This is a genomic window from Chitinophaga sp. SVR4-12A, from assembly GCF_056754765.1.
The window spans coordinates 3,322,501-3,342,953 of the sequence record NZ_JBPGWP010000001.1; the positions used below are offsets into that span (position 1 = coordinate 3,322,501).

A 20,453-nucleotide genomic window follows, 5' to 3' on the forward strand; every position below is an offset into this window, starting at 1 on the left:
GGATACTTTTACCAGGAACAACCCCTGGGGAGGCACCGCAAAATCAGCCCTGGTACAATCCCGGCTTTCTATTGCCTCCCGGAACTCCCGGATGGACAGCTTACCCCGGCCCACCCGCAGCATGGTGCCTACCAGGCCACGCACCATGCCCCGCAGAAAACGGTTGGCAGAGACGTTGTACACCATCTGTGCATCATTGATCGTCCAGTAAGATTCGCGGATACTGCAAAGGTAGGTCTTTACCTGGGTGTTGCGCTTGGAAAAAGTGGTAAAATCCTGGTATTCCCTGAGGATACCAGCCGCCTCCTGCAAGAGGCCCGTGTCCACCTTGTAGGGGAAATAATAGCCCCTGTCTTTCATGAAGGGGTCTTTATGCGTATACAGGTAGTACTCGTAAGACCGGCCGGTAGCAGTAAAGCGGGAATGCGCATCAGGCGCCACCTCGTAGATAGCCTTTAGCACGATATCTTCCGGCAGGATGGCATTGACCTTATAGAGGAACTGCGGATGCAACGGCAGCTCCGTATCAAAATGCAGGAAGTTCTGCAGGGCATGCACCCCCGCATCTGTACGGCTGGAGCCCGTAGTAGCGATAGGCGCACGGAACAGCAGGCTCAAAGCCCTGTCCAGCTCTGCCTGCACGGTATGGGCATTTTCCTGAACCTGGAAACCGGCGTATTTCGCGCCTTTATAGGATACTTCTATGAAATAACGGCGTAGTGCAGACCCGGTCATTATTTGTGCAGCATTGCTTTAAAACGGCCCTGGTAATAGCTGTCCGCCAGGAGGTCGGCCAGGCTGGCATACTTTTCAGAGTCATACGCCTTAGGATAGGCCATGTCCAACAGCTGATAACGGTATTCATCCGTGTTCACCAGCTGGGCCAGCCTTTTGATCTGGGCCGTTTCCAGGCAATAACCACGGGTGTTGCGACGGAAGGTTTCCACCATGCCTGCATCGTCTTTGGCGGCTACGAATTTGCGCAGCAGTTTGCGGAAGCCATCGTCATCCAGCTGTTTTTCACAGTCGGAATTCACCATTTTCAGCCCGGAATTGTCTGCTTCCTGCTTATCCTTACGGCGCGGCGCATCGTAGTCAACGCTGTCTTTTACAATATTGTTGGGATTTTCGGTGATCTCTATTGCCTCAGCCAATTTGCGCTTTTTGCGTTTCTCGCGCTTGGATTCATTAGCGGTAGTGTCGGTTACAGCCGCCATGTCAGGATTTTCAACAGCCGGCGCAGCGGTAGCTTGCTCTGCGGCCACCCTTTGCTGTTGCTGGGTGCTGTCGTCCATAAACTCTATGAACTGCGGGTCTGTATCTTTCTTCTTCTTTGACTTTTTAGGTTTTTTGTCTGTTGCTTCCTCCGTGGCAGGCAGTACGGCAGGCGCAGTTGCATCTGCAGCTACGGTAGGAGCCGGATCTGTTGCCGGCTGGTCTGCAGGAGGCGCTACCGGCTGTTCTTTGGGCGCCTCTTCCTTAGGCTTTGCTGCCGTGTCAGTGCTTACTGCGGCCGTGCTATCCAGCGCTTCACCTTTACGCTCTTCGGCCAGTACTTCAGTGGCCAGCGCCTGTTCGTCTTCTGTAAGCGGTTCCCGCTCCTTATTACGTTTTTTACGGTTCCTTCTGCCTTCGCCGCTGGTCAGGGTCACCGCGCTCAGGTCAACCGCTACAGGAGCAGCTGCAGGAGCCGCAGCGGGCGCTTTCGGCTCTTCCAGGGGAATATCTTCCGGGCGGTCGTCATTTACCACCTTATCGAGGGTTTCGGCAAATTTGCTGCTCTTTTTTGCTGGCTTTGCAGCCGCCGTAGTATTGGCTGCCGCGGTGGTGACAGACACTTCGGCCTTACCTGCCATGGCAGAGTCCAGGTCTTTTTTCAGCGCAGCCATCATAGCCTGGCCATTGGTATCCGCTGCCGGAGGGGCGGGCGTTGCCGTTTCCGCAGCTGTTTCAGGGGCGGCCTGCGGAGTACTCTCCGGCTGAGCCGCGGCTTCGGTGGGGGCAGCGGTACCCTGATCCACGGCCTGCATACGGCCGTTCTCTCCCCCTTCACTGCCTGCCATGGTCACTGCAAAGGTCTGCAGGTTATAGAGGGCATAGGTCTTTTCATCGGTACGTTTCAGCAGAAAGCCCTGATCGTCTTTACCCAGCTTTATTTTAAACTGCTGCTCGGGCGCTTCGCTCTTCGGGAAGCCGATGGCAATAGGCAGCGTGCCGGCCGGCAGTTCAGACAATATAATGTATCCCCGGTCTGAAGAACTGAGGATCTTACCTTTATATTTTACGTAGAAAGGTTGCTGTTTCTCATGCTGGATGTATATGAAATACTGCGGGTCCTGGGCTATCAGCCTTCCCGCGGCCAACAGGCAAAACAGCAGGGTATATATACCCTTTTTAAAATATCGGATCATATCAGGATTGCTAAAACGCGTTAATGCGTGTTGATTATGCAAATATTATTCCAGCACTATTAAAACCTCCCCCTTTTCCACCGCAGTGCCGGGGCTTACTTTGATGGCCTTTACAATTGCGTCGGCTGCTGATTTAAATACATTCTCCATTTTCATGGCTTCCAGTACCAATACCGGATCGCCTTTACGGATGGTTTGTCCCGGCTCCACCAGTACCTTCAATACGAGGCCTGGCATGGGCGCCTTAATATCATTCACTTTATGCGCCAGGGCGTCTTTGATCCCCATGGCAGCCAACAGCTGATCGATCGGCTCCTCGATAGCCACCTCATACAGCTGATGGTCTATTTCCAGGGTCACCATCTTGGCTTCCCGGTCTATTTTCAGCAGCTGTGCGGTATAGCTGCGCCCATCCATCAGAATGCTGTAATTGCCTGCGGGCAGCCTTTCTGCCGACCAGTCTACAGTGGTTTCATTACAGTTGACCTTTGCGCCGGTCTGGATGGATAAGGGGCTTCCCCCGTTTACAGTTGCCTTTATCATTATCATGCTGTCTTGGGGCAAAAATAGGAATTTTAACCACTTGCCTTGTATTTAGGCCATTTGTTTAAATTTGGGCTTTATCGATTTAAAGACCTGCTACTTTTGTTTAAAACCGACATTACATGAATCTATTGACGAAAACATTGCTGAGCCTTTTGTTAGGAGCCACCGCCGGACTAGCCTGGAATGCCCCTGCCAGCGCTCAATCCGGAGCCGATGACAACCAGGATGATCCCCGCCTGAAGATCTACCGGGCCTCTCCTACCAAGGTGAATGACCTGGTGCACACAAAGCTGGACGTTCGTTTTGACTACGCTAAAAAATATCTGTACGGTAAGGCGTGGATCACGCTGAAACCACACTTCTACCCTACTGATTCCCTTACCCTGGACGCCAAAGGAATGGACATCAAGCAGGTGGCAGTAGTAAAAGGCGGTAAGAACAGCCCCCTGAAATATGACTACGACGGATGGGAACTGAAAATACAGCTGGATAAAAGCTACCGGAACAGCGAATCCTATATTGTATATATCGATTATACCGCTAAACCGGATGAGCTGAAAGTACAGGGCAGCGCCGCCATCAACGACGCCAAAGGCCTGTATTTCATCAACCCGGACGGAAAAGACCCGAACAAGCCTATCCAGATCTGGACACAGGGCGAAACTGAGGCTTCTTCTGCCTGGTTCCCTACTATCGACAAGAACAACCAGAAAACCACGGACGAGATCAGCATGACCGTAGAGAAGAAATATGTGACCCTCTCCAACGGTAAGCTGGTAAGCCAGAAGAACAATGCCGACGGCACCCGCACCGATACCTGGAAAATGGACCTGCCGCATGCGCCCTACCTGTTCATGATGGCAGTGGGCGATTTTGCCATCGTAAAGGATACCTGGAAAGGCAAAGAGGTGAACTACTACGTAGAACATGCCTATGCGCCCTATGCGAAAGCGATCTTCGGCAATACGCCTGAAATGCTGAGCTTCTATTCCAAAGTATTGGGATATGAGTACGCCTGGCCTAAATACTCCCAGATCGTTGTAAGGGATTATGTTTCCGGCGCGATGGAAAATACCTCGGCTACCCTGCATGGCGACTTCCTGCAGAAAACCAGCCGCGAGCTGCTGGACGATAACAAATCCGGTGAGTCAGTGATCGCGCACGAACTGTTCCACCAATGGTTTGGCGACCTGGCCACCTGCGAATCCTGGAGCAATCTTACACTGAACGAATCTTTTGCCGACTACAGCGAATACCTCTGGTTTGAGCACAAGTACGGTAAAGACATGGCGGATGATCACAGCTACAAATCCATGAACAGCTACATGCAGTTCACCCAATACGCCGGCGATCGTGACCTGGTACGTTTTCACTACCGCGATAAAGAAGATATGTTTGATGCCGTGAGCTACCAGAAAGGCGGCCGTATTCTGAACATGCTGCGCAACTATGTTGGCGACTCTGCTTTCTTCAAATCACTGAACCTGTACCTGAAAACGAACGCCTTTAAGGCAACAGAATCCCATCACCTGCGCCTGGCCTTCGAAGAAGTGACAGGTAAAGACCTGAACTGGTTCTGGAACCAATGGTATTTCGGACAGGGATATCCACAGCTGGACATCAGCTACAACTATGACGACGCCGGAAAAAAAGTGAGCGTGATCCTGCAGCAAACCCAGAAGACCGGTAAGATCTTCCAGCTGCCCATGGCGATCGATATTTACAGCGGCGGCAAAAAAGAGCGTCACCAGGTAACGATGAACGATGCGGTAGATACTTTTACCTTCTCTTATACTACCAAACCTGAGTTCGTGAACGTGGACGGCGATAAAGTGCTGCTGGCGAAGAAAACCGACCACCGCGATATCAGCACCTACGTGTACCAGTTCTATCACGCGCCTTTATACCTGGACCGCCGCGAAGCGATCGAGGCTTGTCTGAAACAACAGACCAGCAACGAAGATGCGCGTAAAGTAGTGGCCGCCGCCCTGAAAGATAAATTTCACGGCCTGCGCATACTGGACATCCGCGGGTTGAAACTGGACGATGCTGCCGTGAAAGAAGCTACTGCCGCTACACTGGCTACCCTGGCCAAGAGCGATGAGAACGCACTGGTGCGTGCTGCCGCCCTGGATCAACTGGGTAACCTGAAAGATGCAAAATATAATGCCCTGTTTGAAGCTGGTATCAAAGACAGCTCTTATACTGCTGCAGGCGCCGCGCTGACAGGCCTGTATGAACTGAACCCTGAAAAGGCTTACAGCCTGGCCAAACAGCTGGAGCCCACTGCCAAAGGCGGGCTTTCTGCCGCTATCGGAGAAGTATATGCCAAGAAAGGTAACAGCGGCGATGTGGCTTTCTTTGCGAAGAACTTTGAGGAAGCCGGCGGCGGACAAGCGAAGTTTGATGCAGCGATACAGTACCTGAATGTGCTGGCGAATGTAGACAATACAGATGCCGTGATCAAAGGTATTGGCCAGATCAAGGAGATGGCGGACCAGTTTAAGAATAATATGGTGAATAATTACCTGATTAACCTGATGCAGCCGATGGTGCAGAAGAAGCAGGCGAAAGCTGCAGGTGGTAATGGAGCGGATAAGGAAGGGTTGACAAAGCAGAGTGATTATATTCAGAAAGTGATACAGGAGCTGAAGAGCTCAGGGAATGGGGAGTAAGAAAGTTGAAAGTTGACAGTCGTCAGTGGGTAACCGGCGACAAACAACTGACAACTGTCAACTGATAACTGTCAACTAAAAGCAAAGGGCTGATCGGATTGATCAGCCCTTTGCTTTTAATGTCCGTTACCGAGGCCAATCTCGTAGTGGCGTTCCGGTATTTCGATGTCGCGGAAACCTTTTTTCAGGAGCCATTCACGGAAGACGGTCTGCACTTCGTATTCGCCGTGTACCAGGAAAAGTTTTCTTACTTCGCGGGGATCCTGGCTGCCCAGCCATTGGCGGAGATCTTCATAATCACCGTGGGCGCTCATGGAGCGGATGATCTCTACATCAGCCTTTACTTCAAAGTGGGTGCCGAAGATAGATACTTCTTTGGCTCCTCTCATGAGGCGGCCACCCAATGATTGCGGCTCGCAATAGCCTACTATCAGGATGGTATTGCGGGAATCGTCGATGTTATTGGCGATATGATGCTTTACACGGCCAGCTTCCGCCATGCCGCTGGCAGAGATGATCACACAAGGCTCGCGGCGGAAGTTGAGCTGTTTGGATTCATCTACTGACCTGATGTAGCGAAGGCCGGGGAAATCAAAAGGATCACTGTCTGTTTCAAGCAGCCTGGATACGGTCTTGTTAAAGCATTCGGGGTGGCTTTTGACTACCTGGGTAGCTTCCATAGACAGCGGACTGTCTACAAAAATATCCACCTTAGGCAGCTTGCCATTGAGCTGCGCGCGGTTCAGGGCATACAGCAGCTCCTGGGTACGGCCTACACTGAAGGCAGGAATAATGAGCTTACCTTTCTTTAGCTGGCAGGTGTTATGGATATGCCCTATCAATGCATCGTCTGAAGGAGCAGCATCTGCATGGAGGGTACTGCCGTAAGTGGATTCCATGAGAATATAATCTGCCTGCGGGAAGGGCGCGGGAGAACGGAGAATATCATCGCCATAACGGCCGATATCACCGCTGAAAGTTATTTGTACCGGTTTGCCATTCTCTTTGATGCGCAGGTGCACCGCAGCGCTGCCGATGATATGGCCTGCGTCTGTGAACATGGCCTCCACTTCATCGCATACGCGGAACCATTCCTGGTATCTTACCGGCTTTAAATGGGTGAGGGCGCGTTTGGCATCCTCTATCGTATAGAGCGGCTCAATATAAGGCAGACCTTCCTTTGCACGTTTCTTGTTGGAGAACTTCACATCATCTTCCTGGATCTCTGCAGAGTCCATCAGCAGGATCTCCGTCATGTCTTTGGTGGCGTCTGTACACCAGATAGTACCTTTATAGCCCAGCTTTACCAGGCGGGGGATCAGGCCACTGTGATCTATATGTGCGTGCGACAGCAGCATATAATCTACTCCGGCGGCATCAAAGCCAAAGTCGCGGTTCAGGGAGTCTGTTTCCTTCCCCATTCCCTGGAACATGCCGCAATCAAGTAATATCTTCTTTCCGCTCTTTAGTGTGATCAAATGTTTGGAGCCCGTTACGGTGCGTGCTGCTCCATGGAATGCGATCTTCATATCTCTTGTGGTGTTTTATTTCTTAACGGCCTTAAAGGACCATGTGACAGCAAAACTTGCAATTAACGTGCCGTCCCTGCTTTCGCCATTGCTTTGTACGGTGATGGTAACCGGTTCTCCGGTGGTAGCGGCATGGGCGATCGCATCTTTAATGGCCCTGCCCTCGCGGCAGGTGAACCAGGTACGCTCTTTTGCTTTTTTAACGAAAGAAGCCTGCAGGCCGGTCACCAACATGGAAACACGATAGGGCGATTCACTGGAATGCGCCATGGCGAGCAGACCGGTGCTCATTTCAGCGGCCATACCGAGGCAGGCAAAATAGGTGGACTTAAAAGGGTTCTGGGATAACCAGCGGAAAGGCACCACCGTTGTGCAGCTGTCCGCCGCAATGTGGCTGACCCTTACGCCCGAGAGCCAGGCAATGGGCAGCTTACGCAGCAGGTACAATGAGAATAAAGGGTGCTTTACCCTATCTATGAATGCCATAACAACATTATTGCGTAGTGTAATGGGCAGGGCTCAGCGCAGCGGGCGCCCATTGGCGGAGCATGTCCTGCAGCTTCTTCTTATCATAGGTATCTGCTGATTCGAGCAGGCCGGTATCCTGGGTATGGAGGCGGGCGCCTTTTGCGTCGAGGATCACCAGTACGGGAAAACCAAAACGTTGCGGGTATCCCAGCTTTTGCAGCAGGGGCAGGTTCCGGTTCTCTTTGCTGTAGTTAAGGTGATAGACCACGTAGTTCCTGCGTACCGTGCTATCCAGCTGTGCATCGTCGTGCATGAACTTATAGAGCCTGCGGCACCAGATACACCAGTTGCCGCCTACCTGTAATAATACGTGCTTGCCTTCACGTGCCGCCTGCTGGGTAGCGCGTTCAAGATCTGCAGCAGCGTTAGCGGAAGGATCGTAAATATGCTCCAGGTCGTAAGGCGCCTGGGCCTGTGCCTGTACGGCAGGCGCCGCCAGCAATAAGAACAATCCGATAAAGAGAGTCGTCAGTCGCAAGTCGTTAGTCGTTAGTGATCGGAGCGGATACGTTTATTAAATATAAGAAAATTATTCTGATGGGTATAAAGACTGTACGTAGGCGTGTATGGCCGTTTGCGCGTTCACTTCCGTTCCCGGGGCCGGGGCAGGCGGCGCTACATTCCTGATATGTTCATCCAGCAGCATGGCATTGGTGTTGTCTGCCAGCTGCAGACGGATGATCTCCTTCATCTGCTGCTGCAGCTGCGGATCATATAAGGGAAAGCAAACCTCGATACGGCGGTGCAGGTTACGGTTCATCCAGTCTGCAGAGCCCAGGTACACTTCTTCCTGTCCATCGTTGTGAAAGATGAACACCCTGGCATGTTCGAGGAAGCGATCTACTATACGCGTTACCGTTATACCGGCGCTTTCGGGCTGGTTGGGTTGCAAACAGCAAATGCTGCGAACGATCAGCTTTACCTCTACCCCTGCCTGTGCAGCTTCATAGAGCTTGCCGATCATCTGCTTTTCCTGCAGGTTGTTCAGCTTGATAGTAATGGCAGCTTTTTTGCCAGCTTTGGCATTGGCGATCTCGCGGTCTATCAGCTCCGTAAAACGGGCTACCAGGTTAAACTGCGCCACCAGCAGGTGACGGAAATTGATGAAACGGTATTCTGCAGGCTGTTCCCTTGTTTGCAGGTAAAGGAACAGCAGTTCCAGCTCTTGTGTAATGCCCGGGTGGGCCGTGATCAGCACATGGTCTGTATAAAAACGGGCGGTGCTCTCGTTAAAGTTACCGGTAGACATGAGACCGATATAGTCCCACCTGTAGCCGCGCTTGCGCTTTACCAGCGCTGTTTTGGCGTGCACTTTCAGTCCGGGGATGCTATACACGATCTTTACACCGGCCTCTTTCATCTTCTTGGACCAGCGGATATTGTTCTCCTCGTCAAAGCGGGCCTTCAACTCTACAAACACGGTTACCTGTTTGCCGTTGCGGGCGGCACTGATCAGCGCATTGGCGATCAGGGAGCCGGAAGCGATACGGTAAAGGGTGATGAAGATCTCCTTCACATCTGGATCGGCGGCCGCTTCATTGAAGAAGCGCAGGATGGGATCATAACGCTGATAGGGTACATGCAGCAGGAGATCCTGTTGCATAACGATGTCCCATATACGCTCCGCTTTCTCCACCATGGGCAAACGGCCTGCAGGCAGTTTGCCGTAAGTAAGCGCGGGCGCCTTAAGCGGCATGGGCAGATCAGCCAGGTCTTTAAGATTATGATAGCGGCCTCCCTGTACGGGCTCGCCGGGTTGTATGTTGAAATAAGCCAGCAGGTATTGCAGGGTAGGCTGCGGCATCGAGGCGTCATAGAGAAAACGGGTAGGTATGCCCAATTCCCTTTTACGGATCATGGTCTCTACCTGCTCCAGCACATCGCCTTTCAGTTCGTTGAGGTCGGCTTCAGCATCTCTTGTTATTTTGATGCTGTGACAACCGGTGATGGTATGGTTAGGGAAGAGGAAGGCGATGTTCTGCCCGATCACATCATCCAGCATAGCGATATAATACATGCCCTCTACCGGCTCCAGTTCAATGAAGCGGGGCAATTGCTGACTGGGAATATTCACCACAGCATATTCTTCCTTTTCAGGCGCATCGTTCGGTGTGAGCGTGATCACCAGGTACAGCGTGTTGTTTTCCAGGAAGAAATGCCGTTTACGGCGCAGCCATACGGGCTGCAGGTAGGCCAGCACCCTGTTCAGGAAGTACTCTCTTATAAAGGCATGATGTACGGGCGGGATGATTTCCTTATAATACAGGTGTACCTTTTGCCTGTTCAGTTCGGGCAGTAAGGTGCCGGTGAGGATCTGTCCGAATTCCTGCTGCTGGCGGTCTATCTCCTGCTGAACAGCAGGCAGGGTGCCGGGTGATACGGGCTCCTCTCCTGCTGCACCGGGATCCTGCTGCAGCAGCCTGTTCACCGCCAGTACGGCGGGCATGCGCACACGGAAGAATTCATCGAGGTTGGAAGAGAAGATGGAGAGGAAGCGGATCCTTTCGTATAAGGGTACCCGTTCGTCCTTCGCCATACATAATACACGATAGTTAAAGGTAAGCCAGCTCAGATCACGATCATATAATGGAATGTCCATGCACTATTAGTCTTTTACCGGAAAGAAAACCACAGCAATCACGAAGGCCAGAACGGATATGATGAGGCCCCACATAAAGATATTATAAGCAATGCGCAGCAGGCGGTATTTCTGGCCCAGCACTACGCCCAGGTGGTAGATGTCCTGGATCAGGCTTCCATACAGGAAATTGGCATCTTTCATCATTTCGGTCATGCCCCAGCCATATTCTTCCAGGCTCATGCCGTGGAAATTACCAAAGAAGAGCAGGTTGGTCCTTTTCTTCTCGATATCGTCGCGGGTAAAACGGCCGTTGGTAATATTGGGCCTGGTAGCCAGCACAGAGTAAATAATAGTGATCACGCTGGTAGCCAGGAGTATAAAAGAAGGGATGATCAGGTTCGGGTTATCCTCCAGTTTGCGCAGCAGCACAGATAAGAGGATGGATATGATGATCGCGTTGGTAGAGATCATGATATGCGCCTTACTATCTGCCATAGAGCTCAGGCGTATATGGTTGGTAGAGGTAGTGCGGAACATGGTTTCAACGCCTCTGCCGAATTTATCCGCTTTCTTCGCTTCCTTATCCTTCTCTTTTCTATCTTCTTTTTTCTTTTCTTCTTTGGTCAGATGCTGTTCTGCCAGCGCCGATACCCGGCTTGCGTTCAGCTGCTTAGGACTGGCTGCTGTTGCTGCTTCGTCTTCGTCCTTATGTTTTTTATTCATCTTCTTTTTGAGCCAGCGGATATTATCCTCTTTCTGTTCTTTCTGCAGAACACGGGCGTAATCGGTAAAGTACTGGTGATTTTCCAGGAAAAGGAGGCTGGTCCCCGCCCAGGCAGCGCCGGGAATATCCTTGCCCAGAGTAGCTTCTGCCTCCTGGCGCATGGCCTTGCTGCGCTCTTTATAGTGCTTGGAGCCCAGGTGGAAGAGGTCTGCATCGCATACGATCTCTTCGAGCAGGTTATGCGGGTTTTGCGGCATTTTGGTAGCCATGATACAGCCGCTCACCTGCTGTTGTATGGATTCGGGCACATGCTGTTCCTGGAGGAAGGTACGGGCCAGTTCGGCGCCTTTTTCCTCGTGGCCCTTGGCGTTGCCCAGCAAATACCCGGCATCATGGAACCAGGCTGCGACCATTACCACCAGCTGATCCTGCTCCTGGAGCCGGTAATGGGCAGCAATCTGCTCCGCAGCATCCACCACCTGTTGTGTGTGGGTTAAGTCGTGATAAACCAGGTTTGGATTCGGATGTTGCTGATACTGTGCCTTTACATACTGCCCTGCAGCTTCGATAATGGACGCTATTTGCATAAATAACAATTCAGAAGAACAGCAAGTTACTGCATTTTTGATTTAAATTTACCACGTAAATCGGCCTTACAATCTTTAACTATGGATATACGCTTACCCGCCTTGCTTGTACTGTTGTTCGTTTCCTGTAATGCTTTCAGCGATCAGCAGAAAAAACACAGCTCTCCCAAAGGATATAAACTTACGGAACCTCAAAAGTTCCGGGTAAGGGAGTCTATGCAGGAGATATCCGGTATCCAGCTGTTCCCGGATGAGCACCATATTTACGCTATCAATGATGAACAAGGCAAGATCTTCATGATAGACGTGAACACGAACAAGCCCTACCCTACTTCCAAATTTGACCGCAGCGGGGATTACGAGGACCTGGTTTATACCCCGAAGGGCTGGATCGTGCTGAGGAGCAACGGCACTTTATACCTGGTACATGACATCTTTACCGACAGCGTGACCTCTACCGAGTACTCTTTTCATAAAAAGGGCAAGCAGGAGTTTGAGAGCATTTACCCCGAGCCCGGCAACAACAGCCTGATCGTCATCTGCAAGCAATGCGAGGAGGACAAAGGACAACGCGCCAGCAGCGCTTACCGCTTCAACCTGGGCACCATGCAGTATGATCCGGACCCGGCTTACCGGATCGATGTAAGAGAGATCGGTAAGATCCTGGGCATTGATATGAAGAATTTCAGGCCATCAGCGGCGGCCATTCACCCCATTGAAAAACGCTTATACATCATAGACGCTATCAACAACCTCCTGGTTATAACAGACATGAGCGGCAAGGTGCAGGAGGCGCACTACCTCAAAAGCAAGCTATACGAGCAGCCGGAGGGCATCTCTTTTGCGCCCAACGGGGATATGTATATCTCGAATGAAGCAGGAGACGGGATTGCAGACATTCTGAAATTCACTTACAAACCATAAAATATACATCGAAATACGTAATTCAGACATCAGAAGGTCGGATCCCATTACGATATTAGATATTGATTGCCATCAACCGTATCGACTAAATTAACGTACTATGCTGCGGAGACTTTTCCCATTGCTTATCACTGTTGCCTGCTGCGGCGCTGCGCACGCGCAGACAGATAATGTTGTTCAAAGAATTATCCTGATAGGCGACGCAGGCGAACTGCACCAGGATGGCCGTAACCCGGTCATAGACGCTGTACGGCAGCGTTATAACATGCAGGACGCACGCAATACCGTGATCTATCTTGGCGATAACGTATATCCTTACGGGTTACCCGACGAGGCAGACAAACGCTACCCGCATGCCAAAGAGATCCTGGACTATGAGGTGGGCCTGGTAAAGAACACCTCCGCCAATGCCATCTTCGTTCCCGGCAATCATGATTGGAACAAGATGAAGCCCAACGGCTGGTCTATTGTCCGCAACCAGCAGCAGTACGTAGACTCCCTCTCATTGCCCAATGTGCGCTACCTGCCGCAGGACGGATGTCCCGGCCCGGTGGAGGTGCCCATCAATAACAATGTGACCCTGATCGTAATGGACAGCGAGTGGTGGCTGTTTCCCTACTTAAAGCCAGGGGCCGGCTCTTCCTGCGACTGCAAGGACAAAGAAGAGGTGATCACATCACTCTCAGATATGGTGGCCCGCAACCGGGGTAAGCTGATCCTGTTTGCCACCCACCACCCTTTCCGCAGCCATGGCATTCACGGCGGATATTATACTATCAAGCAGCATATCTTTCCTTTTACTGACCTGAAGCCGGGCCTGTACATCCCTCTGCCGATCCTGGGCTCTATCTATCCTATTGCCCGCGGGGTATTCGGCGCCAGGGAAGACATTCCCCACCCGGAATACCAGCAGATGATCAGGCGGGTAGAGGAAACGTTTAAAGCACATGGCCCTACCGTGTTTGTAGCCGGACATGACCATGCACTGCAACTGCTGAAAGACGGACAAAACTATTATATCGTAAGTGGCAGCGCCGCCAAGCATGACCGTGTGAAGAAAGGGAAAAACACCCTGTTCGCCACCTACGGCAATGGCTTCAGCGCACTGGAGCTGCTGCAGGACGGCACCTTGCGCGTTCAGTATTACCTGGCCGCTGACCCTCAAAAGCCGGTATACGAAAATAACCTGCTGAAGCTGTCGGATATTAAAGCAGCGGCTGTCGCCACCATTACGCCGGCTGCTGAACTGCCGGCTGTTGTAAGGATGCCTGCGGATCCGCAGTACAATAAAGCCAGCGGCTTTCACCGCTGGTGGCTGGGCGACAACTACCGCGCCGTTTGGGCGGCGCCCCTCAACTTCCCGGTGCTGGACCTGCGCAAAGAAAAAGGCGGCCTGCGGATCAACCAACGCGGCGGCGGTATGCAAACCCGCTCCCTGCGACTGGAAGATGCACAGGGTGAAGAGTGGGCACTGCGCTCTCTCAAGAAAGACCCGCGCAATGCGCTGCCTGAAGAGTTCAGGGAAACCTTTGCCAAGGATGTAGTGCAGGACCAGATCTCTTCCTCCAATCCCTATGCACCGCCGGTGGTGGCCTCCATGGCCGAAGCAGCTGGCGTGCCGCATAGCAATCCCACTTTTGTATACCTGCCCAAAGACACTTCGCTGGGCATCTACGAAGCTTTTGGCGGAGATGTATACCTGCTGGAAGAAAGGGAACCGGTAAAAGACAAAACCTATAATACCGAAAAAACGCTGGGACAGCTGCAGGGCGACAACGATAATTCTGTAGACCAGGAAAAAGTGCTGCACGCCCGCCTGCTGGACATGCTGGTTGGCGACTGGGATCGCCATGACGATCAGTGGCGCTGGGGCGTTAGTAAAAATAAAGAAGGCAAAGGCAAAACCTTCTACCCCATCCCCAGAGACCGTGACCAGGCCTTTTTTGTGAGTCAGGGGATACTTCCCTGGATCGCCTCCCGCAAATGGGCATTGCCCAAGTTCCAGGGATTCAGGGACCACTACCGGGATATCAACGGCTTCAATTTCAACGCGCGTTATTTTGACCGTTCTTTCCTGAACCAGCTCAATGAGCAGCAATGGCAGGACCACATTCACCAGTTTGTACAGCAAATGACAGACACCGTAATGCTGACGGCTGTAAAACGCTTCCCGGATACCGTGCGCGCCATGGTGGGCGACGAGACCTTCAACAAACTGAAGGCCCGCAGGGAAGTATTGGAACCGGCCGCTATGCAATATTACCGCTTCCTGGCCAAGGCAGTGGACATACCCGGCACACAAAAGAATGAGCTCTTCACCATCCAGAAACTCCCGGAAGGAAAGCTGGCGGTGAATGCCTATAAGATCAGCAAGGACGGGGAAAGGGAACAGGCGATCTACTCCCGCACCTTTGACCCGGATGATACCCGTGAGATCCGCCTGTACGGTCTTGGCGGCAACGACCGTTTCATTGTAAGCGGTGATCATGGCAGCCCGATCAAGGTGAGGCTGATCGGCGGTAAGGACAGCGATACGTATATAGACAGCTCTAATGGCGGTGGTAAACCGGTACGTATATACGATCTGAAACAGGGTAAAGACAGCTTTGCCCTGGATCATGGCAGGCTGCGGCTTTCATCCAGTCCGGCAGTGATCCGTTATGATCGTATGGCTTTCAAATATGACCGGTTGATGCCCCTGATCTTTGCAGGCTATAACCTGGATGACGGCCTCTCGCTGGGAGTGGGCTTCCAGTATACCAAACAGGGCTGGCGTAAAGAGCCGTTTGCCGCCAGGCATACTTTCATCGCCGGGCACTCTATCGCCACACAGGCTTACCAGTTCCGTTACATGGGTGAATTCACCGACGTGATCGGCACTACCGACCTGTCATTATTAGCCAGCGCTAAAGCGCCGCATAATACCATCAACTTTTTTGGACTGGGTAATGAAAGCGTGTATGACCGCTCACTGGACATCTGGTACTACCGTTCCCGTTATAACCTGTACAATGCCGAAGCCCTGCTGAAAAGCAAGCTAAGCTCCAAGGTAAGGTTCTTCTACGGCCCGTCTTTCACGCACTACGCGCTTGACAAGGACGAAAATTTTGATCGTTTTGTAACCAAGTTCTCACAGAACGGGCTGGACTCGCAGAGCGTTTATACAAGTAAAGACTATGCAGGGTTGCGGCTGGGCATTACCATCGATACCCGCGACAATGAGATCCTGCCTTTGCGTGGGCTGCTGTGGACTACCAGCCTATTGGGCAACCAGGGCCTGAACCAGGAGAAGCATCATTACCTGCAGGCCACTTCAGATATGAGCTTGTACACCAACTTCCGCATTCCAGCCAATGTAGTGCTGGTAACCCGTTTAGGCGGCGGACATATCTGGGGCCATTATGAATTCTTCCAGGCGCTGATGCTGGGCGGTGTGCAGAACCTGCGCGGATACCGCAACAACCGCTTTGCGGGCAGCAGTATGGTATATAATAATATAGAGCTGCGGGTGAAGCTGTTCCAGTTCAAGTCTTACCTGTTCCCTGCATCTGTAGGATTGTTAGCGTATAATGATGTGGGCCGTGTTTGGCTGGAGGGAGAAAAATCAGGTATATGGCATGATGGGTATGGCGGAGGATTATTCCTGGTGCCGGTGAATATGTTTGTGCTGCAGGCTACGGTGGGTAAGTCAAAGGAGGGCACGCTGCCGTATATTACGTTAGGGTTTAGATTTTAAGGAAAAGTCGTAAGTCGTAAGTTGTTAGTCGTTAGTGATGGAAGCGAAGATTGTATCCGCTCACTAACGACTAACAACTTACGACTTACGACTTTTTTAATCTTCCAGGTTCACCTCCACTCTCATTGCTTTCAGGCCGCTGATGCCTTGCAGCTCTTCCAGTTCCAGCATTTCAATATTAGGTTTTAAGATGTTCTTGCTTTGCAGGAACTGGATGTATTTGCGGTATTCTTCCATCTCTTTGGCATAAGCATATACCACGGCGATGGTGTTGGGCTGTGTGAGGCGTTGTCCGCCGGGCTCCACATGCACTTTATCGATCCGCTTTTTCATGATCTCGTAACGGATATTGTAAGCGCCTTCCACATCGAAACGCCTTTCGTCGTGACGGAAGCTAATGTCGATGGCATTGCTATGCGCCAGGATCAGCTGGGTGGTTTGCAGGGGCACTTTCAGTTCTCCTTTGAGCTTATGGGTCAGCCTTGCTATTTCTGCCATGGACGACAGCTGCCACAGGCGCAGGTTGCGCAGGTACAGCATATCGAATTTGCGGGACTGGGCAATGGATTGCCCGATATAGATATTATACTCTATCCCGTCTGTACGGTATTTCTCGAAATAGCAGGGGAATGAGAGCTGGATATTTTCCTTTTCCTTATCGAGGTACTGGCTGATGGCCATGTTGATGGCGGCCAGGCTGGCTTCGTATTCCTGCCGGTTGCGCAGAATGTGCCCTTCGGACTTGTCGATGGTCTGGAAATATTTATTCAGCAGCGGGTGCAGCGTTGCATGGCTGTCGTACAGGTGGCGGAACAGCGGGGCGATCTCGTGGTCGAGGAACTCGGTGATCTGCTGTTCTTCTTCAGACAGCATGGAGCTGTCTATACCGCTCAGCAAACTGCTGTTCCTGACACGCATCTCTTCCAGCAGCGGCAGATAAATGCTGCCGTCTATCTGTTCGAGCGTATCCTGTGTGAGCAGCAGCTGTTCGCGCAGATCTTCATGTATGGCGTTGCTGCGCTCTATAGAAGAGTTGCGGATATCGATAGCGCCGTACAGCGGGTATACATCGTTGAAGGTAATATTACCGATATAGTTGCGCTCACCCGGAGGTGTGTGCAGGTAGTTCCAGGCGGCATCAATGAATTTCCATTCCACAGCGGGCTGCAGCGCGGTGAACTCTTCTTTTATGACGCCGGTGATGCGGTTGTTCAGGATACTGAGGCTCCTGCTAACAAACATCTGCGCCATGGGATACAGCACTTCCATATGACCAAGGGATTCGAGGGTAATGGCGTTCTCCTGGGTGGAGGCCATTTCGATGATGCCCAGCAGTCCGTCTTCATGCATAACAGGGGCCATGATGAAGCTTTTGATACCTTTCAGTGGCAGGTATTTCAGGAAAGGATAAGGCTGTACGGTGGTTTCATTCACGGTTGGCAGCACCAGGGGGTCCTGGTTTTCGAGCACATGCTCCAGCATCAGCTGAAACAGGTGTTGCTGCGTTTTCTCGCTTCCCTTCATGCCCAGCACGATGTCTGTTTCGGTGAAGCGGGATTCGAGCAGGTAACGGCCGTTGATCTTGGGCACGGGCAGCAGGTGCACGCTCGCGTCTTTGATCTGGGCGGCAGCCAGTACGTTCTCTTCAAACCTGCGGTAGCTTTTCAGCTCGTTCTTCTCTGTCATGTTCATGACCAGGTCTTTCACGCGGTTGAGCACCTGTTCCTGGGTAACATCTTTCACGGTCCAGATCACAAAGCCTTCCAGGGCGAAGAGGCTGAGGGGCAGCACTTCTTCCAGCCATTCCAGGGAGGCCTGTTTAAGGCATACCTTGTCGTAACAAAGCTCGGGCAGCTGGCCTTTTACCCTTACGTCTACAAAGCGGGGATCCACCTTCACCTTTACATATCCCTTGATGCCGGTATTGTTCTCCGGGGTGGCAACGGTGTGGATGATCTCTGTATCATAGCTGACCGGGAAATCATATACTTTCTGGAGGATGAGCTTATACAGCCATTCTTTTTTATCGCGCTCCACTTTTTCGGTGGCGATGCCATGGGGGGCGGTGGCCAGGTGCTCGCCGTCTTTGGTGAATACCTTTTTGAACTGCTCGGAGTAATAGAAGATGGCAAACTTGTATGGCATGCCGATGCCATAGATATCTTTATCCATATCAGCGGTTACGGGGAAAACGTTGGCCGCTACGATGTCCAGTAATTCCTGGTGGGCCGCCACTTCTTCCGGCCCTTTGAAGGGCACGAGGGCGGTGGGTGTTTGTTCAAACTTATCTACCAGCTTCTGGTAATATGCAGCGCGCGTATCTTCTCCCCGGGCTGCCTTTTCTTTCAGGTACCTTACAAAAGGAGCGAATGATATACGGCTTTCAATCACCCCTTCTTCTTTAAATACACCCGTCTGTGCGGTTAAGACTCTCATAATCAACTAGAGTATAAATTAATTCATTCGCAATATTTCTGTCATAGAAAGGTAACGTACTACAGTGTGACTGTTTGTGCAGGAATAAGCAGTGGAAGGAAGTTTTGCAAATTTATAACATTTTTTAGGATTAAAATTTCATAAGAGGACAAGGATGACATGCAGCAGACATAACTAGCCTGTAGGAACGAAGACTTAATGTACCGTCATGGCGGGGAGGCAGTGGAGGGTTAGCGCGTGGAAACGACGAAGCAATCTTTTAATGACAAATGCAGGACTACCGTTTGTCGTTAAAAGATTGCTTCGGCCCGGCCACCCACGATGGCTATATGCGCCTGGCAATGACGTAGGCTGAAGACCCACGCCTGCAATGACGGAGAGGGCGTATTTAGATCTCGATCTCTATCTGGTTCTTCAGCAGATCGTCGATAGTGTCTCTTTTCCGGATCAGCTGCGGCTTACCGTCTTTCACCATTACTTCCGCAGGTTTGAGGCGGGAGTTGAAGTTGGAAGACATTTCGAAGCCGTAGGCGCCTGCGTTATAGAATACGAGGTAGTCGCCTTCCCGTACTTCGTTGATCTTGCGGTCCCAGCCGAAGGTATCTGTTTCGCAGATATTTCCTACCACGGTATAGATCCGTTCTGTGCCTTTGGGATTGGAGATATTCTTAATAAGATGGAAGGCATCGTAGAACATGGGGCGGATCAGGTGGTTAAAGCCTGAATTAACGCCCACGAATACGGTAGCGGTGGTTTGTTTGATCACGTTGGTCTTCACCACGAAGTAGCCGCTCTGGCTTACGAGGAACTTTCCGGGCTCGAACCACAGCTGCAGCGGGCGGCTGTAATTCTTGTTAAAGCCGTTGAAGGCGTCGGAGAGCTTTTTGCCCAGCAGGTCGATGTCTGTTTCCGGATCGCCTTGCTGGTAGGCTACTTTAAAGCCACTGCCCAGGTCAATGAACTCCAGGTCAGGGAAGTGCTCGGCCATTTCGAACATGATCTCCACGCCGCGCAGGAACACGTCCACATCCTTTATTTCGGAGCCGGTATGCATGTGCAGACCGGTTACCTTCAGGCGGGTGCTTTTCACGATACGCTCGATATGGCGCAGCTGGTGGATGGAGATCCCGAACTTGCTGTCCACATGCCCGGTGGAGATCTTGAAGTTACCGCCGGCCATGATGTGAGGGTTCAGGCGAATGCAGATGGGATAGCTGCCGCCAAAGGTATTGCCAAACTGTTCAAGTATGGAAATATTGTCAATATTGATATTCACGCCCAGGTCTTTAGCAGCGATGATCTCCTGGAGATCCACGCAATTGGGCGTAAAAATGATATTCTTGGGATCGAAGCCTGCTTTGAGGCCCAGCTGCACTTCCTGGATGGATACGGTATCCAGACCGCAGCCCAGGGAGTTGATGTACTTCAGCACATTGATGTTGGTCAGGGCCTTACAGGCGTAGAAGAAACGGGCGTCCGTCTTCGAAAAAGCCTTTTGCAGCTTTTCGTACTGGGTTTTGATCTTTTCTGCGTGGTACACGTAAACGGGGGTACCGAATTCTTCTGCTATCTTCACCAGGTAATCGGCGGAGAGAACGTCGCTTTGTTTAGTAGGCATCTATTTTATAATAAGTGTGCGAATTTACAACAACAAATCTGAAAGTTTAAGGAGTTTGAGGTTTGAAGTTTGAGGTTTGAAGTTCGTTGGAGGTTAGAGGTTCAGGAAAAGTAACCAGGAAGGCATCCTTCTTCTGAACCTCAAACCTCAAACTTCAA

Annotated in this window: 13 protein-coding genes (1 of these 13 running past the window's edge); 3 read left to right on the forward strand and 10 right to left on the reverse strand. The window is 51.6% G+C overall.

The window, feature by feature from the left end; genetic code table 11:
• The 3 genes in view from truA to ACR9Y8_RS13510 are tightly spaced (at most 45 nt apart) and all read right to left on the reverse strand, a layout consistent with a single transcriptional unit that may run on beyond the window.
• Positions 1-735, reverse strand: the 5' portion of a protein-coding gene (truA, locus tag ACR9Y8_RS13500; RefSeq protein ID WP_481213768.1) for a tRNA pseudouridine(38-40) synthase TruA. Its footprint begins 24 nt before the window's first position; 735 of the gene's 759 nt are visible here — the first part of the coding sequence; the start codon lies at positions 733-735; its stop codon lies off the left edge, out of view.
• Positions 735-2,411, reverse strand: coding sequence for a DUF4476 domain-containing protein (locus ACR9Y8_RS13505; protein ID WP_481213769.1), 1,677 nt, complete (start codon positions 2,409-2,411; stop codon positions 735-737). The genes truA and ACR9Y8_RS13505 overlap by 1 nt, the downstream gene beginning before the upstream one ends.
• Positions 2,412-2,456: 45 nt before the next feature.
• Positions 2,457-2,954, reverse strand: a complete 498-nt coding sequence (locus ACR9Y8_RS13510) for an acyl-CoA carboxylase biotin carboxyl carrier protein subunit (protein WP_481213770.1) — start codon at positions 2,952-2,954, stop codon at positions 2,457-2,459.
• A 122-nt stretch (positions 2,955-3,076) separates the two neighbouring features.
• Between ACR9Y8_RS13510 and ACR9Y8_RS13515 the strand changes: the two genes are divergently transcribed.
• On the forward strand, positions 3,077-5,632 hold the full coding sequence (locus ACR9Y8_RS13515; RefSeq protein ID WP_481213771.1) for a M1 family aminopeptidase: 2,556 nt from the start codon (positions 3,077-3,079) through the stop codon (positions 5,630-5,632).
• A gap of 116 nt (positions 5,633-5,748) precedes the next feature.
• On the opposite strand, the gene ACR9Y8_RS13520 is transcribed toward ACR9Y8_RS13515, so the two are convergent.
• The 5 genes from ACR9Y8_RS13520 to ACR9Y8_RS13540 are packed head-to-tail and all read right to left on the reverse strand — an operon-like array spanning position 5,749 to position 11,581.
• Positions 5,749-7,161, reverse strand: coding sequence for an MBL fold metallo-hydrolase RNA specificity domain-containing protein (locus ACR9Y8_RS13520; protein WP_481213772.1), 1,413 nt, complete (start codon positions 7,159-7,161; stop codon positions 5,749-5,751).
• A gap of 15 nt (positions 7,162-7,176) precedes the next feature.
• Positions 7,177-7,647, reverse strand: a complete 471-nt coding sequence (locus tag ACR9Y8_RS13525) for a DUF4442 domain-containing protein (protein ID WP_481213773.1) — start codon at positions 7,645-7,647, stop codon at positions 7,177-7,179.
• Positions 7,648-7,654: 7 nt separating this feature from the next.
• On the reverse strand, positions 7,655-8,167 hold the full coding sequence (locus tag ACR9Y8_RS13530; protein WP_481213774.1) for a thioredoxin family protein: 513 nt from the start codon (positions 8,165-8,167) through the stop codon (positions 7,655-7,657).
• Between the two features lie 51 nt (positions 8,168-8,218).
• Positions 8,219-10,288: a polyphosphate kinase 1 gene (gene ppk1, locus ACR9Y8_RS13535; RefSeq protein WP_481213775.1), complete on the reverse strand. Its 2,070-nt coding sequence runs from the start codon at positions 10,286-10,288 to the stop codon at positions 8,219-8,221.
• Positions 10,289-10,294: 6 nt separating this feature from the next.
• Positions 10,295-11,581 (reverse strand): Pycsar system effector family protein, encoded by a 1,287-nt coding sequence (locus ACR9Y8_RS13540; RefSeq protein ID WP_481213776.1) that lies wholly within the window; start codon positions 11,579-11,581, stop codon positions 10,295-10,297.
• Between the two features lie 81 nt (positions 11,582-11,662).
• Here ACR9Y8_RS13540 and ACR9Y8_RS13545 point away from each other — a divergent pair, with 81 nt between their 5' ends.
• Both ACR9Y8_RS13545 and ACR9Y8_RS13550 read left to right on the forward strand, forming a co-directional pair.
• A complete protein-coding gene (locus ACR9Y8_RS13545) occupies positions 11,663-12,505 on the forward strand; it encodes a hypothetical protein (protein WP_481213777.1) in 843 nt (280 codons plus the stop codon).
• A 100-nt stretch (positions 12,506-12,605) separates the two neighbouring features.
• On the forward strand, positions 12,606-16,241 hold the full coding sequence (locus ACR9Y8_RS13550; RefSeq protein WP_481213778.1) for a BamA/TamA family outer membrane protein: 3,636 nt from the start codon (positions 12,606-12,608) through the stop codon (positions 16,239-16,241).
• A gap of 96 nt (positions 16,242-16,337) precedes the next feature.
• On the opposite strand, the gene ACR9Y8_RS13555 is transcribed toward ACR9Y8_RS13550, so the two are convergent.
• Both ACR9Y8_RS13555 and lysA read right to left on the reverse strand, forming a co-directional pair.
• A complete protein-coding gene (locus ACR9Y8_RS13555; RefSeq protein WP_481213779.1) occupies positions 16,338-18,677 on the reverse strand; it encodes a hypothetical protein in 2,340 nt (779 codons plus the stop codon).
• A gap of 388 nt (positions 18,678-19,065) precedes the next feature.
• A complete protein-coding gene (gene lysA / locus ACR9Y8_RS13560) occupies positions 19,066-20,295 on the reverse strand; it encodes a diaminopimelate decarboxylase (RefSeq protein WP_481213780.1) in 1,230 nt (409 codons plus the stop codon).
• Between the last annotated feature and the right edge of the window lie 158 nt (positions 20,296-20,453).